The 16,031-nt window shown below is 27.6% G+C and carries 19 protein-coding genes; 5 read left to right on the top strand and 14 right to left on the bottom strand.

Going from position 1 to position 16,031, the window contains the following annotated elements:
- Positions 1–161 precede the first annotated feature (161 nt).
- Together GXK56_RS24970 and GXK56_RS24965 are read right to left on the bottom strand one after the other, a co-directional pair.
- Positions 162–791 carry a hypothetical protein gene (locus GXK56_RS24970; protein WP_160692592.1) on the bottom strand — a complete coding sequence of 210 codons (630 nt, stop codon included), beginning with the start codon at positions 789–791 and terminating at the stop codon, positions 162–164.
- 112 nt (positions 792–903) lie between these two features.
- Entirely contained in the window at positions 904–1,323 is a 420-nt protein-coding gene (locus GXK56_RS24965) for a hypothetical protein (RefSeq protein WP_160692590.1), read from the bottom strand.
- A gap of 329 nt (positions 1,324–1,652) precedes the next feature.
- Between GXK56_RS24965 and GXK56_RS24960 the strand changes: the two genes are divergently transcribed.
- Positions 1,653–1,883, top strand: a complete 231-nt coding sequence (locus GXK56_RS24960; RefSeq protein WP_160692588.1) for a helix-turn-helix transcriptional regulator — start codon at positions 1,653–1,655, stop codon at positions 1,881–1,883.
- Between the two features lie 467 nt (positions 1,884–2,350).
- Here the strand turns inward: GXK56_RS24960 and GXK56_RS24955 are convergent, their stop codons facing one another.
- From GXK56_RS24955 to GXK56_RS24935, 5 genes are all read right to left on the bottom strand, one after another.
- Complete coding sequence (locus GXK56_RS24955; protein WP_160692586.1) at positions 2,351–2,653, bottom strand: hypothetical protein; 303 nt, start codon at positions 2,651–2,653, stop codon at positions 2,351–2,353.
- Positions 2,646–3,401: a ParA family protein gene (locus tag GXK56_RS24950; protein WP_160692584.1), complete on the bottom strand. Its 756-nt coding sequence runs from the start codon at positions 3,399–3,401 to the stop codon at positions 2,646–2,648. Before GXK56_RS24950 ends, GXK56_RS24955 begins: the two co-directional genes overlap by 8 nt.
- A 238-nt stretch (positions 3,402–3,639) precedes the next feature.
- Positions 3,640–4,563 (bottom strand): hypothetical protein, encoded by a 924-nt coding sequence (locus tag GXK56_RS24945; RefSeq protein ID WP_160692582.1) that lies wholly within the window; start codon positions 4,561–4,563, stop codon positions 3,640–3,642.
- A 201-nt stretch (positions 4,564–4,764) separates the two neighbouring features.
- The gene (locus GXK56_RS24940; protein WP_160692580.1) at positions 4,765–5,346 is read right to left on the bottom strand and encodes a recombinase family protein; all 582 of its coding nucleotides are present in this window, start codon (positions 5,344–5,346) and stop codon (positions 4,765–4,767) included.
- A 190-nt stretch (positions 5,347–5,536) separates the two neighbouring features.
- Positions 5,537–6,136, bottom strand: coding sequence for a PBECR4 domain-containing protein (locus tag GXK56_RS24935; RefSeq protein WP_160692578.1), 600 nt, complete (start codon positions 6,134–6,136; stop codon positions 5,537–5,539).
- A gap of 481 nt (positions 6,137–6,617) precedes the next feature.
- Here GXK56_RS24935 and GXK56_RS24930 point away from each other — a divergent pair, with 481 nt between their 5' ends.
- Positions 6,618–7,322: a hypothetical protein gene (locus GXK56_RS24930; RefSeq protein ID WP_160692576.1), complete on the top strand. Its 705-nt coding sequence runs from the start codon at positions 6,618–6,620 to the stop codon at positions 7,320–7,322.
- A 52-nt stretch (positions 7,323–7,374) separates the two neighbouring features.
- Positions 7,375–7,686, top strand: a complete 312-nt coding sequence (locus GXK56_RS24925; RefSeq protein WP_160692574.1) for a hypothetical protein — start codon at positions 7,375–7,377, stop codon at positions 7,684–7,686.
- Between the two features lie 120 nt (positions 7,687–7,806).
- On the opposite strand, the gene GXK56_RS24920 is transcribed toward GXK56_RS24925, so the two are convergent.
- Entirely contained in the window at positions 7,807–8,718 is a 912-nt protein-coding gene (locus tag GXK56_RS24920; RefSeq protein ID WP_160692572.1) for a hypothetical protein, read from the bottom strand.
- A gap of 605 nt (positions 8,719–9,323) precedes the next feature.
- Between GXK56_RS24920 and GXK56_RS24915 the strand changes: the two genes are divergently transcribed.
- Both GXK56_RS24915 and GXK56_RS24910 read left to right on the top strand, forming a co-directional pair.
- Positions 9,324–10,712 (top strand): S8 family serine peptidase, encoded by a 1,389-nt coding sequence (locus tag GXK56_RS24915; protein WP_160692570.1) that lies wholly within the window; start codon positions 9,324–9,326, stop codon positions 10,710–10,712.
- Positions 10,713–10,883: 171 nt separating this feature from the next.
- Positions 10,884–11,228 carry a hypothetical protein gene (locus GXK56_RS24910; protein ID WP_160692568.1) on the top strand — a complete coding sequence of 115 codons (345 nt, stop codon included), beginning with the start codon at positions 10,884–10,886 and terminating at the stop codon, positions 11,226–11,228.
- A 72-nt stretch (positions 11,229–11,300) separates the two neighbouring features.
- Here GXK56_RS24910 and GXK56_RS24905 read toward each other — a convergent pair whose 3' ends face one another.
- The 6 genes from GXK56_RS24905 to GXK56_RS24880 form a co-directional block, all read right to left on the bottom strand.
- Positions 11,301–11,672: a hypothetical protein gene (locus GXK56_RS24905; RefSeq protein ID WP_160692566.1), complete on the bottom strand. Its 372-nt coding sequence runs from the start codon at positions 11,670–11,672 to the stop codon at positions 11,301–11,303.
- Between the two features lie 195 nt (positions 11,673–11,867).
- The gene (locus GXK56_RS24900; protein WP_160692564.1) at positions 11,868–12,050 is read right to left on the bottom strand and encodes a hypothetical protein; all 183 of its coding nucleotides are present in this window, start codon (positions 12,048–12,050) and stop codon (positions 11,868–11,870) included.
- Between the two features lie 258 nt (positions 12,051–12,308).
- Complete coding sequence (locus GXK56_RS24895; RefSeq protein ID WP_160692562.1) at positions 12,309–14,309, bottom strand: hypothetical protein; 2,001 nt, start codon at positions 14,307–14,309, stop codon at positions 12,309–12,311.
- Between the two features lie 93 nt (positions 14,310–14,402).
- Entirely contained in the window at positions 14,403–15,212 is an 810-nt protein-coding gene (locus GXK56_RS24890; RefSeq protein WP_160692560.1) for a hypothetical protein, read from the bottom strand.
- 263 nt (positions 15,213–15,475) lie between these two features.
- Complete coding sequence (locus tag GXK56_RS24885) at positions 15,476–15,739, bottom strand: Txe/YoeB family addiction module toxin (protein ID WP_160692558.1); 264 nt, start codon at positions 15,737–15,739, stop codon at positions 15,476–15,478.
- On the bottom strand, positions 15,727–15,981 hold the full coding sequence (locus GXK56_RS24880; protein WP_160692556.1) for a type II toxin-antitoxin system Phd/YefM family antitoxin: 255 nt from the start codon (positions 15,979–15,981) through the stop codon (positions 15,727–15,729). Before GXK56_RS24880 ends, GXK56_RS24885 begins: the two co-directional genes overlap by 13 nt.
- Positions 15,982–16,031: the final 50 nt, after the last annotated feature.

The raw sequence follows: 16,031 nt of genomic DNA, 5'->3' as shown, positions 1-16,031 counted from the left end.
GTTATTCATTATTTCTAAGAAGAAAATCAGAATACACAAAAATATTTACAGGCTCTAATACCAGAAGTAATTGTTAAGACAGAGATAATAAATAATCCATTGTAGATAAAAAGAAACTCCTAAAATATTTAGGGGTTTCTTTTTTATATCAAGATATTTTTTTATGATACACAAACACCTTTTGAGTTTACACGGTATCCATCAGGAGTGGTGGTGTCTTTAGCCATTAAACCATCTGAATATATATAATACCAGTTTCCATTATAATTTAACCATCCTTCTTTTATTGAGCCATCTGGATAACTATAACGCCAATTATCATCATTATCTCTCCACCAGTCAGTTTTCAAATAACCATTTACGTTATCTCCTGATTTCGGTGATAAATAGTATTTTTTGCCATCAATTGTTTGATATCCTTGTACGCATTTACCATCAGAACCATAATATCTCCATGCATATTTATCTTTTCCTGGTATTTTTACTTGTCTCCATTGATTATATATTATGCTTCCGTCTTCGTTTGTGAAATACTCTCCAACAAGTTCATTTTTAGGTTTTTGAGGTCCATTCGCAGTAAGTGCTAGTTTATAATATTTTCCGTCCTTTGGGTTGTAATAAAGATTATCATCTGTTTTTGTACACTCGTTTTTAATAAATTGCAAATAATTTTGTCTTTCTGCCTCTGTTACTGTTGATGTTTCTGCAAAAGCATTATTTATTGGAGTTAAAGCAATTAGCAATAATACCATAAGTGAACTTGCTATCATCCTTTTTGATTTTTTTATCACATATATTTCCCCCTTGCATTTGTCATTTATATTTATCTATAGTATAACATTATCTTTCCATAACATATTAGTTAATTTGCAACTACCGAGCCTATAAGAATTATAAAACTACTTATTTTAAAAGAGTTTCTATCTGAATTATAGCATTGCTAATCAATACTCTTTCTATAATATCAATAGGCTTATCATATAATTGATTATTGCTTATAATCATATCAATTAGTTCATGAAATGCTCCTTGTATATTATTTTCTTGAACATTTCTAGTAACTGCATCCATACAACTCATCTGTCTGCTGGTTACTATTGCTGGAATTACTTCAACATCTTTTTGGAAATAAAGTTCATCTAATTCCTTTTGTTTACGCTCAAAATCTAATTTTAAAACTACCTTTAAATATTCTATATGTTCTTTTATTGCTTCGTAATTTTTTAAATCAGTAGGTTTTCCCCAGGCTCTAACTTCATCTGGAATGCGTTCTACTACCTTTCTTCTATCTGGTATTTCAGTTAATATAGTTTTTTTATACATGTGTATCTCCCACTTTCATTCAATATTTGTTCATAATATAACTTGAATTTTATAAAAATAACTTCACCTCCATTTCTTTTTAGGATCAACAGGAAAAGGTACAATAAAATTATTAATATGTAGTACCCTTTAGATGCTACTCCTTCTTATTAAATTTTATTTTTTGAATTCTCACACTTTTAGAAAGTTAAACTTTTTCTTTAATTTTCTAAAGATTGTACTTTTATTATATAGCACTATTCCATAATGTCAATACATATATAAAGTAATTCTTTAAAAAACTAAAGAATTATGCTAGTATTATGATATTATATTTGGGAGGTTGAACCATGGGATTTTCTTTCAAACCGTTATGGAAAGTTTTAGTAGATAAAGATATGAATAAAGAGGATTTAAGAGTTGCAATAAAAACTTCATCTGCAACTATGACAAAAATGAGTAAAAATGAGTATGTATCAATGAAAATACTTAATGATATTTGCACCTATTTGAATTGTAGTATATCTGATGTAATTGAATTCGTTCCAGATGAAAAAATAATTAATGAATATAAAAAGTAGATTTCTCATATATTATTTACTTGAATAATATATTCTGTTATTGATCATACTTATTATGTTGTTAATAAGTATGATCATAAAATATGATTATTTCATAACTCATATATGCCAAAAGCCTAGAAAATAATAAGTTTTCTAGGTCTTCGTAGTTTTTCACTAAAACACACATTACAATAGAAGTTTCGGTATAATATATGTATTATTTCGGTATAAACAAAACTCTCTCTTATTTATTTAGGTATGTATTAGGTATCTCTTCGGTATTACCAAAAAATATTCTATATATGAACATAAATGCTTTTTTAGAATTACACATAAAAGAGGAATAACTGCATTGTAGTTATTCCTCTTTTATTTATCATCTCTTTAACAAAAAGAGACATCTATGAATAGATAACTCATAAATATTACTATATTATCAGTAATATTTATTATTAGTAATATTTATTATTATATTATCCTGAATTTTATTCAATCTTTTTTAATTGTTCTGCCAATAAATTAATTTGCTCTTTTTGACTATTGAAATATATATTTACGGCCTTTTCTAATATGCTGCCAAATTCTTCACTAGGATTTATTGCTTTTAAAATATTTATTTTATCAATAGTATCTGCAGACAAAACAAATGTCTTTCTAATTTTTTTACTTTCCTCTTTTACCTCAATATTTTTCCTTGTTTCTTCACCTGAATTTATAGGTTTTTGTAATTCATCTAAAATTCCTAATCCCATTGCTCCAATATTATTTTTAATATCTTTTTTAGCCATTCTTTAAAATCTCCTTTGTTAGTTCCGTATATTGAACAGATCCTTTACTTTTAGAATCATATAACATCACTGGAAGTCCAGAACTTTGACTTCTATTTATTGCAGTGTTTAAGTTTATTTCTGTTTTTAATAATTTGTTAGGGAATATTTTATTCAATTGCTCTTTGAATTCATTAGCAACGTTGCTACGAGCATCTACCCTTGTTAATAGTATCCCCTCAATTTCTAATTTAGGATTCAAATTAGATTTAACAAGATTTATTATCTTAACTAAATTTCCTATTCCTTGTAAGTTGAATAATGAAGGTTCTAACGGTATTAATATGCTATCACTTGCTACTAATGCATTAATAACAGTAGTATTTAATGATGGTGCACAATCTATTAAAATATAATCATAATTGAGATTCGATTCTTCCAATAAATTTCTTAGTAATAATTTGTTGTCTTTAACATTTATTAATGCATGATCTACGTTAGAATAATCCAAGTTAGATGGAATTATATCTAAGTTTCCTAACGTTGGAACATTGATTATTGCATCCTTTAATTTTAATTCTTTTTTAAAACAGTTAAACAAAGATACATCATTTGGAGTTATTCCAACCGAAGCGGTTAAATTTGCTTGATAGTCATTGTCTATGATAAGAACTCGATTTCCTTCTTGGACTAACGCTGCACCCAAATTTACTGTAGTTGTGGTTTTACCACAACCACCCTTTTGGTTACAAATACTAATTATTTTCATGGCTACCCCCTCTTTCATTATAAGTGTTATGTATTACTTTATTACTATGTTGCTAGTAATATAGTAATATAGTAATAAAGTAATAATATGTTACTAGTAATATATTATTATTTTATTACCATTTAAACTATATGTAAATATTATTTTATTATCAATATTAAAGTAATATAATAACATAGTAATATATATTATTTGAATACCAAAAAATAAGGAAGTGCCTAGACACTTCCACTACTTGCTATTCGCCTTCTTTTACAACCTTCTTTTTAGTTTTATTTTGTAACTGCTCTATAATGTTATTTAATTTTTGTATCTCTAAATCCTTTTTGCTTAATTCAATATCATGTTTATTATTTAAATTACTTACAGTGTTCTCTAATTGCTCATGTGTTGCTTTTTCATGTTCTGCCTTAGTATCTTCTATCTGTTTATTATATTTATTCTCTAATGCCTTAATATTATCCTTATATTCTTCAATAGATTTATTCTTATTTTCAATTTCATTCTTATAGAAGTTAATCATATCACCATTAGCATTAATTTTATTACTTAATAACTCATTATCGTTATTTAATTTATTATTTGTTTCCTTTAATGCTTCATGATCTGCTTTTAATTTTTCTAAATCTTTTTCAAGCGACTTATATTGTTCTCTGTATTGCTTATATTCTGTCAACTGCTCCTGCAAAGTTTCATTATTTTTATTTGATACTTTTAATTGATTTTCCAATGTATTGTATTGTTCTATCAACTCCATGCCTCTCTCTGTTAACATGGTTACTTTATCATCCAACTCTTTACTATTATCTTTTAAAGTTTTGTTCTCTGCTTTTAAATCTTGCACCTGTTCATATAATGCACTTATTGTATTGTCTTTTGCTTGTAACTCTTTTGATAATTCCTCTCTTATTCTTTCCTCTGATGTTTGATTAACATTAAGGCTATTTAAAAACATGCTCATAAGATTATTTATAGTATCCTGAAATACCTCTATCTCTTTAGCCCTGTCTTTAATCATGTTCTTGGCCTTTGCCATTTCTACCGTCTGCATAATGCTTTTAAATGCCTCTGCTTGGTTATACCCCTCTTTATCTGCAAACTCCTTGAATTTTGCTATATCGTCCTCACTTACTCTGAAACTTGTTGCTTTGATATCTGACATTTTCAACACTCCTTTTATATATATTTCTATTGTATTTCAACGTATTGTATTTGTATTTATTATTTATATTTTCATTATACACCTTATCTTTCATTTTTCAACATTGTATTTGAAATACAATATATTGTATTTTATATGTATTACATTATATTTGAATAAAAACATAAAAAAGAGTACCATTTGATACCCTAATTACTAATATTATTTAATTTTTCTCTTATTATTTTCTCTTATTAGGGTACTTTTAGACATTCCAGTAATTTCAACAACCTCACTATAACTCTTATCTCCACCATTGATTGATAGTAAACTAAGAGCATGATCTAATTGCTTATCAGTATACCCCTTAGGTCTACCTTCTTTGAATCCTTCCTTAGTCTTTGCTATAGCCTTACCACTTTGAGTACGTTCGATAATCATTGCTCTTTCAAATTCTGCAAATGCTAATAAGTTAGTTACTATTAACCTTCCCATAGGTGTATCTTCTATAAGCCCCATATTGAGTATATGTATCTTAACACCTTTGTTCATGAGCATATCGATATACTGTAATCCTTCTTTAGTTGTTCTGCAGAATCTATCTAACTTAGTTACTACTAATAGATCATCATGTTGTAATTCATCTAGAACTTTATTAAATAAATTTCTTTCTTTTGCTCCTGAATAACTTTCTTCTACTATATTAGCGTTTGGATATCTTTCTAATATTTTAGATGATTGTTCTTCTATGCTATTACCTTCTAGTTGTCCTTTAGTTGATACCCTACAATAACCTATTATCATTTAAAATCACTCCTTGTATTTTGGTACTAAGTTATGACACCATTATATATATTGATTATAGGTTATCACTTTGCCAGTGTCAATACTTTTAAGTATTGACACTGTTAATTAATTTTTTTAGCATAGAATATCGTTCAAACGTTATTACATTAATTTCATTTATCTTCAAACAAAAAAGAGCAACTTACTGTTACTCTGTCGTTACTGCTGATTCTTTTTGAGGATCATCATCTGGAATATATATATATTCCAAATCATCTTTTCCTTTTTCTAATATATATAATTTTTTTATGTCATAGTCTGTTTGTCCTTTTATATAACGATCATCTTCCTCAACTATAAAGGTCATAGGTGCATAATAACTTTTTCGTTTTGCTAAAAACAAATGAATATATAAATTATCCTCAATTGTATATAAAACTAAATCTGCATCAATTTTTGTTCTTAGTTTACTTCTATCAAAGTCATATATAACCTTTTGAAAGACTAAATCTTTAATCTTATAAAAATAATTAAATTTATTCTCTATTTTCGGATAGTGTGGACTTGTAATAATCATTTCATTTGTAATTTCTTTTTTTAATTCCTTATAAATTTTTTTACCACTTATTATTTTTTTGCTAAGTTTTTCTAAGTCCTTTATATCAACTAATTTATGTAACCCGATTACATGAGGGAAATTTTCTGTCTTAAACTTAACTTCTAACTCATTTTTATCTATTAGTTGATATTTATAAGTTTTATTTAATAATGCTTCATAGTCTGACATTACTTCATCCAACTTGTCCATCTTTTTTCCTCCATGTAATATGTATAAAAAAAACTCTGGATTTTCCAGAGTTGAAAATTTCTATATAAAGTGTATTTTGTTTTTTCGGAAAACTCCTATTCAGCAACAGGCTTATACACGAACCTGTCGAGTGCCTCCATATTAACCTGCTGACCAGGAAAAATATTTCAACAGCGGATAAAATCATTTAATTGATTTTACACTTAAATTATAACTTAAATAAAAAAAAAAGTCAACAAACATTAATTAACATTATTTTCCCAAAATACAAAAAGTCACTACATTCTTCTATATTTTTATTATCTTTATCATGATCATTCCCTAAATATTTTCAATTCCCACAAAAAATATACCTTAAATGGAAATATTAAATTATAATAGATATATATTCAAATTATTTATTCAATTTTAATCTAGACAATATTAAAATGCAATAACTATTATTCATCTAAAATAACTACTTTACGAAAGGAAGAATCTTATGCCATTTAATTTTACCAGTTATAAACATTATTCAGTTAACTATTCAAATTTATTTGATGAACTCAATTCAAATAAATTCCTAAATGATAGTACTATTCAAAGCAAATATCTAGAATCATGGATTAATACATTAAAAAATTCTGATAATATTATTACTGAACAATTGAAAACTCCAGACTCTATTAAAAATTTAATTGTACTTTTAAGTTCAGAACCAGAAATATTTCAATTACCAATAACTTATGGTGACAATGAATTATTTATCCATTTTAGAGCATCTATCGCTAATCAAATCATTCCAAGTGGTACAAAAGGTGAACATATTCCACTTAATGAGTTCACAAAAAGTAATAGTAGCATTCATTGGACACCAGTTGATGAAAATGTCGATTCATATTCAGATTCCAAAGAACCTATTATTATGGTTCCATTTTTAAATGGACAACATAACTCACTAGTTATTGATGGAAATCATAGAGTTACATATAATGTAAAAAATAATATTGATAATATTACTGAAATAATTATTTCAGAGCAATCTGTTATAGATTTTTCTTTGTTTTCAAGTGGATTTGATAAGATGTTGTATATTATGCATAATGAATTAAATCATATGGCCAATGCAACACATCGTGAAAATGCTAATGCTATTGATTTGATAAAAAAATCATATCTTGTAGATAAGAAATTTAAATTTATATAAATATTGTAGTATTAAAAGTTTATATATTAATATTTTAAAGGAGTTTTTTATTATGGATTTATATTCTACTATAGTTAACGAAATTTCTAATTTTGCTGAAACTCATACTCCAATTTCAGACATAGCACATAAATATAATTTTGAAATGGTTCCTATTCCTAAAGATCCAAACTTTGTTGATGGCAATACGTGGACTTGCTTTCACGCTATAAAGCAAGACGGTGAATACTCACTCTCTATTACAATTGAAACGAGAGAAAAATACCGTTCTTATGGTAATGATGAAGAGCCATATACAAATACAATAACTATTACTAAAGATAATACTGTAATTGATACAAAATCATATATTTACTTTGAATAAAAAATTGTTCTACTTAACTTAATCCCCAAATGGTAACCATTTATATTCTATGATGCTATTTGGGGATTAACATAGATATAATAGTAACAGTTCCTTAAAGTGATTAAATAATAAATAAATTTATTCATCCTCTAAAAGTTTAGGCCATTGCCTTTTCATATATTGCTCTACACCCATTGCCATTATATCTTCATGAATTTCTTGTGTTGTTTTTTTATATTCTCTTTCAAACTTCAACCCACTACCTTTTCTTTTTCTATTTTTACTTAAATACCTTAATAGATAAAGTTGTATTACTTCACTTTTTGATATTCCTAATTTTTCAGCATCTTCTGTTAATTCTCTATCTAAATGTTCTATTAATATGCACTCTTCCTTTATGCACTTTTCTCCAAAACAATTATATTCTTCTTCTCTCCAGTAATCTTTATCCTTATATCTTTCCATTATTAATATTTGTGTTTCTTCAAGGGAATCAGCCGAAGTCCTGAGTACATCAAACTCTTCTAAACCAAATTCTTCTCTATACATTTTAGATAAAAAACATTTATCAGCTGAACTCCAATAATATTCTTTTTCTACACGTTTCCTGAATGTACTATCACTTTCAAAGCCTATATCTTTCGCTACCTCTTTAAAACTTTCTCTTTTATTTAATCTTTGTGTTACAATTTCATGCAGGCTAAACCAATGCTTCTTAGATTCGCTATAATAATATCTTTTTTGTATCTCACCCTTTAATTCAATTGAGTTACAGTCTATTAGACGGGCTACATCTTCCATGCTTGTATTACTATTTAGCATGTCTATAATCTCCTTTAAAGAAAGTTTTTTTTGTATCTGCCCACTTGACTCGCTATAATAATACTCCTTCCCTATCCCTTCCATTAATTCAGATAAATCATAATTTAATTCCTTTGCTATATCGTTTATATTCTCATCATTGTTTATTCTTTTAACAATTTCTTCTTTATCTAATATTTCACTTCTACTAATCATAGTACATCCATCCTTTTTTATCTTTGTTTTCATTTCTTCTTTTAATTATAAAAGTTCTCTTCTACAAAATGTTGATTTTATTCATTTTTTCCACTTGAACACAGATAGAAAACTCAAAATATATAATAAGAAGAGAGAGATTCTAAATCAATATATAGTTATAGTTACATACTCTAAAATACTATAATTCTTAGATATTAAATAGTAGCGTACCCTTTTGCTTTGCAATCTAATTTCTCTATGTTAAGTTCTGTGATATAATATATATTAGGCAGAAGATTTTGGCTGAAAATTTGATATATTTTAAGGTTAAAGTAAAAAATAGTAGGTGCAACTACTATTTTTTTATTTTAACAAAAATCTCTAAATAATTTAATAAGACTTTACTTAAAATTAGTTTATCTTATTTTATATACATATCTTTCAACTTCTGATTTTTTATTTAATTAGAGCAGTTAGATCCATAAAATTATCTAAATACAACTTTACAAAATACGGCAAATTATAGTAATATATGAATTAAGTAATTAATGGTAATTATGAAATTTAATGTAATGCACAAATACTATATTTTATCTATAAATACATATATATTTATATTTTACATAAATAAACTATATTAAGAATGGAGACACAAAATGAAAAATGTACAAAAAAAACTAATATATTTCTTAACCATTGTAGTTATTTTTAGTTTTACAATATTACCCACTAATATTGTAGTTACTGCCGCCACTACAAACGATAAAAATATAGATTTAGTAATTTTATTTAATGACAATAGTATTGATAAAAATGTAAAAGACATTGTAACTAATTCTGGGGGGAAAATTCTAAATGAATTTCCCGAATTAGGAGGAATTGAAGTCGAATGTCCTGCTAAACTAATACCTGCAATCAAGTCACAAACTAGTGTGCACTCCTTATCTCCAAACCATATAATTAAACTATCAAATGAAAAATCAGAAGAATTTACAAATTCAGAAGACAATTTATATGAAAATTATCAATGGGATATAAAAAGAGTTACTAATAATGGCGAAAGTTTTAATTTAGAATCAGGAAATCATGATGTTATTGTTGGAATTATAGACTCAGGTGTAGATAAAACGCATCCTGATTTGATTAATAATTTTTTAGGTGGAAAAAACTTAGTTCCAGCAAACTTTGGAAATGATCCATCCGAAACTGGAAATTCAAATGATATAACTGATAAATTAGGTCATGGCACAAATATTGCTGGAATAATTGCAGCTAATGGTAAAATAAAAGGGGTTGCTCCAAACATTGGTTTCAAGAGTTATCGCATTTTTAATCAGCATGGAGATACTAGTGCTACTATTTGTTCGTCCGCAATAATGACTTCAGTTAATGATGGGGTTAAAGTTATTAATTTAAGTCTTGGTGCTTATGACTTAAAGGGAAAATGCTATTGGACTGATCCTAATACAGGTATCAAATATAATCTAGGTGATGACATGGCTGAATATTCATTGTTCAAAAGAGCAATTAAATATGCTACTGAAAATAATGTTACAGTTGTTGCTGCTGCTGGCAATGAATCACTAGATTGTGCTAATAATAATAAATTAACTGAATATCTGAATACACTCTATGGTGATTCCGGATTTAACTATACCGGATTAACATATGAAGCACCTGGTGATATCAAAAATGTTATAACTGTTTCAGCCACTGGAAAAGATGATAATGTTGCATCATACTCAAATTATGGGAAAAAGTTTATAGATATATCCGCACCTGGTGGAGATATATTTGAATCATCTAATCTATCAGATATGTGCTTAACAACATCTATTAATTCTGATTATATTTGGACACAAGGAACATCTATTGCAGCACCAAAAGTATCAGCAGTAGCGGCTCTTATTATTTGCAAAAACAATAATATTACGCCTAAACAAGTAGCAAAAAAAATATATAAAACTGCTGAAAAATTAGATGATGGTAACTCTAGTAAATACTATGGTGCTGGAATGATTAATGCATATAAGGCTATACAATAATATTACATTTTATATATTTAAATTTCAAAAATATGTATAAAAAATCCATTAATAGATATTTATTATTTTTTTTATATTTTTTTCAATTAAATCGAGTTATTTTGACACTTTTTTTACAAATGATGGATTATAATTATATTGATATTAAATTTAAAGGGGGATATAAATCTTATGAAACACAAATTTGTAAAAACATTAAGTCTATTACTAACTGCTTCAGTATTAAGTGGAATGCCAGTGTTTGCTGCTACTAATGCAAAAACTTCAGAACCAGCAACATCATCTGTTGCAATTTCAAAACCAGGGACAATAACTCCAAAAGTTATGGTTACTTATAAAAGAACAGTAACTAAAAGTTATAGCAGCCTTTCTTCTATTCCATCATATTTATATGTATCAGAATATGTTGCTGGAGTTAAGTGTACTGGAAATTTAAAGTTACAGTCAGCAACTCTAGGCGATGACGGAGATTATTACGTTGCTATTTTTTCTGGATATATTTCTGGTAGTGTATAATATTTCATTATTTATTTATAAAAAAAGAATGCTCTTAAGCATTCTTTTTTTATAAAGCATCTCTTAATATTCTTATACAATATGTCCATTAGAATCAACAGTATATCCATCTGGTGTATTTGTACTAGTTAAAAGTTCCCCTGTTTCAGAAAAATAATACCACTCATTCTTAATCATATGCCATCCTGTCTTTAAGCCTAATTCATCACAATAATACTTTTTATTATTATCTTCTATCCAACCAGTCTTATTATAGCCCTTTTCAAAGTAATGCCATCCGTCTTCTAATTTAAACCAACCATTTAAACCATTGGTATACTCAATTTTTAGCTCAGACACTTTTTCAACATTATTCATTTTAACTTCTTGTTTTACAGATTCAGATTTTACATTGCTATTAGAATTACATCCAATTAATAATAGAGAAATTAAACTAATTGCCATGATATTAATACCCCTATATTTCATCGATAAATTTAACCTCTTCATATTCCTCACCTCACTTTTTGAAATTTATGTTATATGTTAATAATTATACCATATGTGTTATATAATCCAAGTAAAAAAATCAGTAAATCTTAAGACTCGACTTTTGCTTTTTTTACCATTTAGAGGTATCAACAACATTTATAAAAATAATTATAACATAAATAAAAATACTAAGGCTGTTATTATGCTTGCTGATCCTAAAATATATCCTGAAATTATTGTCTTTGAAAAAATCTTTAACGATTCTTTACTTAGAATTGAGTTATCCGATTTTGCTTCTAAAGATGTTGTTATGATAATAAATATTCCAATAATTATTAATCCAGATTCCATATAACTCCTCACATTTCCTGCATCTACTCAGTTTTTGTTATCTTTATTGTGGTTCTTTTTCTAAGTTTTCTAAACAATTTATCTACTTCATGCCTCTCTTTCCATTCTTTTATTTTTATGAACACTGAATCCCATAACTTGAATTTTACCAATTTAGATCAACTCCTGTTCATTTTTAACTTTAAAATAATTATACACTTGTTGCCTCAAAATGATAATAATAAAAGAATGCTTAAAAAGCATCCTTTTATTTAATAATTATTCCCCTTTAGTACTATTTGTTATATCCTGAATATTTTTATTCCCAGCAATTTCATTATTAGCACCATTAATAACTCCTTGCATATTCCCTTGTCTAGTTTGAGGAGGAATTTGAATTTCGCCTTCTAAGGGGGATAACGTCCACGTTGCAGTAGCAAAAGTTGCTTCCTCCACTTTATCAGGTTGTCTCCAAATATGAGTTTCTTTTACTTTACAATATCCATTAACAACATTTGATTCAACTTTTGAAGTATCGTTTCTGTCAAATGTAACTAAATCTACATTGGCTGCATCGCTAAGTTTATATCTTTGCATAACTGCTGCTCCTATATCTCCATTACCTCTTGTTCCACTAGCACCATTTGAAGGGTATGCTTCTGCCCCAAGAACAAGATCATCCCTATAATCCCAATGTCTAACTTTAGCCACCTTAAATTTAATATCTCTACAATACTCTCCATCATATGTTGAATCCATAATTTGATACCCATATCCTGAATCTTTTGCATAATATTTATCATCACCACTATCTTCATCCCAGGTTTTATAAATATCAGCACCTTGTTGAGAATGTACTGAACCAGTGAAGTTATATTTATTAGAATGAAATGGCATATTAATGTGTTCTTTTGTTGAATATTCTGTCTTATCATCTGTTTCCATTTCTTCTCTTTCCATTACTCTATTAGGTACTTTTCCATAAGATTCTTTTATACTACCATTTTTTCTATTAAACCCACTAATATAGTTTCCAGTTTCATAACTACTATCATATTTGTTAAATGCGTATCTTCCTGGTACATCTGTTTTTCCTGTAGGATATGTGGCATCAGTTATCTTTTCTATAGCAGTACATACATTTCCTATAACATCTATTTTAACTTGAAGAGTTCTAGAACTTGGTGTTAAAGTAAAATCTCCAACTGCAGCAAAATCACTAGCACTAGGATCTGCTCCTGTAACTTGCCAACCAGGTGTATCAAGTATATTCTTCCAAGGATTACTTGTAGCCTTTATTGGTGTTTCAAAATCCATTTCATATATACCACTACCAATGACTTTAATGTTAGGAACAGATTGTCCTGTTGCATTCATCCATCTTTCATTATAAATAGAATTATACTGGGCAAATAATGCTTGTGTTTTGCTAAAATTAGGTGTTGCATCTACTGGTTCCCCAGTATTTTTGTCTGTTATAGAGAATCTTACTCTTGTTACGTATCTAAATAACCTAGTGTTTGGTTTTATTGAAACAACAGCATCTTTTCCATCTTGACCTGCTTTTTCTATTGCAAATTCCATATCCTGCGGAGATGGCATAGGATAATCTGGATCTCCTCCATTATTTATTACATCATTGTAAAGTTCTTCTAATTTTTCCAATTGTTCAGGAGTAATATTATTTCCTTTGTTTTCTATTATATTTTGTATTTTCAATGCAAGACTCATTCCGTTCATCGTGGCTGAACCATTTGATACTGTACTTGAACTTGAGTTATCGATACTATTCGCATAATAAGAGTATACTTTTTGTGCATCATTTAGTTTTTGTACTTGTACCGCAAAATCAGCGGAAGATAAATCTCCATATTTGTTTAAAAAGTTATTTAACCCAACTCCATTAGTTCCAAAAGCAGTACTTAATCCTTGGGATGTACTATCATTTTTATACGAAATAGTGGCATAATCTGTAACAGATTTTCCACTATTTTTTTGGAGATATTCCTTAGTTATTGTCTGTCCATCCCTTGTAGTAACATTTAAATATTTATTGGCCTGAATTCTATTGGTTATTCCTGCTGATGAAAGCATATTATTTGTTGCCGTAGTGCTATCAACATTATACGTATTCTCACCTTGATTTTCAGTGATTTCAATATTTTGCTGATAATTTGTATTTTCTACTGCTGCTAAAACTTTAGTATTATTAACGCATATACTAGAAAATATGCTAACCATGATGCTTATTGTATATATATATAATTTTTTCCTTATCACATTTACCACCTCATTTTTTATCTGATATATTATTAAGTATTTTTAGTGTTTTTTCAAATAATAAGGAACAAAAAAAGCACTAAAAAGTGCTTTTTAATTACCATCAGGATTTAAATGTACTGCTCGTATCTCAAAATCTTTATCACTTAATTTATCATCTTTTTTAATTCCCATTCTAATCTCTTTGCTTGGAACAAAATAAAATTGAAGTTCAAGTGTCTTTTCGAAATCTATCTTGTTTTGAGTCCCTTTTACAGTTGTGTCTACAGTTATATAATTTGCTCCTGTCAATGCTCTGTACTCAGTGACTTTTGAAGGATACGTTATATTGGTGATTTTAATATTATTATCCTTTAAGTACTTTTGGAACACTTTTTTTGGGTTTTTATCTTTAAATTCATCTGATAAGTTATAGCCATCACTTCTTTCGTTCATCCATACATCAGATAAATAATTTACTGTTTGCTTACCCAATGAGTTATTTATAAAAGATTCATATTCGTTATTTTTCGTATAAAATTGAGTATAAAGACTATTAATACCTATTTCATATAAATTTTGATGATTAGAATATAGATCTTCTAACTTATATTTTTTGTTAGGATCATATTCTAAATTATACTTTTTTATCAATGCATCATCCATCTTATCACTGAAATACAGATTTATATATGCAATTCCATCATGCAATAACTCTTTATCTTGTAAAGACGAATCTTTTACGTAATCTTCCACTAGATTATTTTCTGGAATTGTTGAAAATGCTAATTCTTTCTTTACACTTTCATTTGATGTTGTATTTTTATTATCAGTAACACTAGTATTAGTAGACTTACCACAGCCCTCTGCAGTAAATACTAAACTGCTAACTAATAAAATACTCAATATTCTTATAAATTTCATTACATTTCCCCTCCCACTAACTCTAAATAATGCCTTAATTATAATAGATTTTTTTATAATTTCAATTTAGGAATAAAATACAAATGCAACATTTGTCTCCCCATCTTGCAACTCCCCTCGCCTTATAGGGGTAATGGTAGCATTTGTGTAACCAGGGGCAAAGTAGAAAATCGTTCTATTCAAATAAAAAACAATGTGGCGATGGCTTATTCAAATTAACAGAGCATACTCTGTTTAAGTATGCTCTTAAAGTTTAATTATTATTATTCATAATGAGTCCACATTCTTAAAACCTTTATTGTTTTTTCATTTTCATAAACCTCATATACTAGTCTATGCTGTATATTTATTCTCCTTGAATAAAATCCTTTTAAATCTCCAACAAGCTTTTCATATGGTGGAGGTGTTTGATAAGGATTTTCTTTTATTATTTTTAGTAGTTCTTTTGCCTTTTTATCCAAATTGCAAGATTCTAACTTTTTAGCATCCTTTTGAGCTTGCTTAGTTAGAACAATTAAATATCCCATCCTATGTCCTCCAAAGTCTTGCATTCACTAATGGGTTCGCTAGAGCCAGCCAAAATACTTTCTCTCATTCCAGGTATCTGTACAAGGTATAATGTTTCTTGTATCGCTGACCAATCGTCCACGCTTAACATTACAACATCACCATTTTTGCTGGTTATTTGTATCGGTTCAGAATTTACAATGGTTTGTTCTATAATATTAAATATATCTCGTCTAGCACTAGTAACAGGAATAGTTTTCATAGTCAATCACTCCTTTATATATACTATTATACTGTACGTTATTATGTACG

The organism is Clostridium sp. C2-6-12 (assembly GCF_009928485.1).
Classification (GTDB): domain Bacteria; phylum Bacillota; class Clostridia; order Clostridiales; family Clostridiaceae; genus Clostridium.
This window is presented reverse-complemented; position numbering and strand designations above follow the sequence as displayed.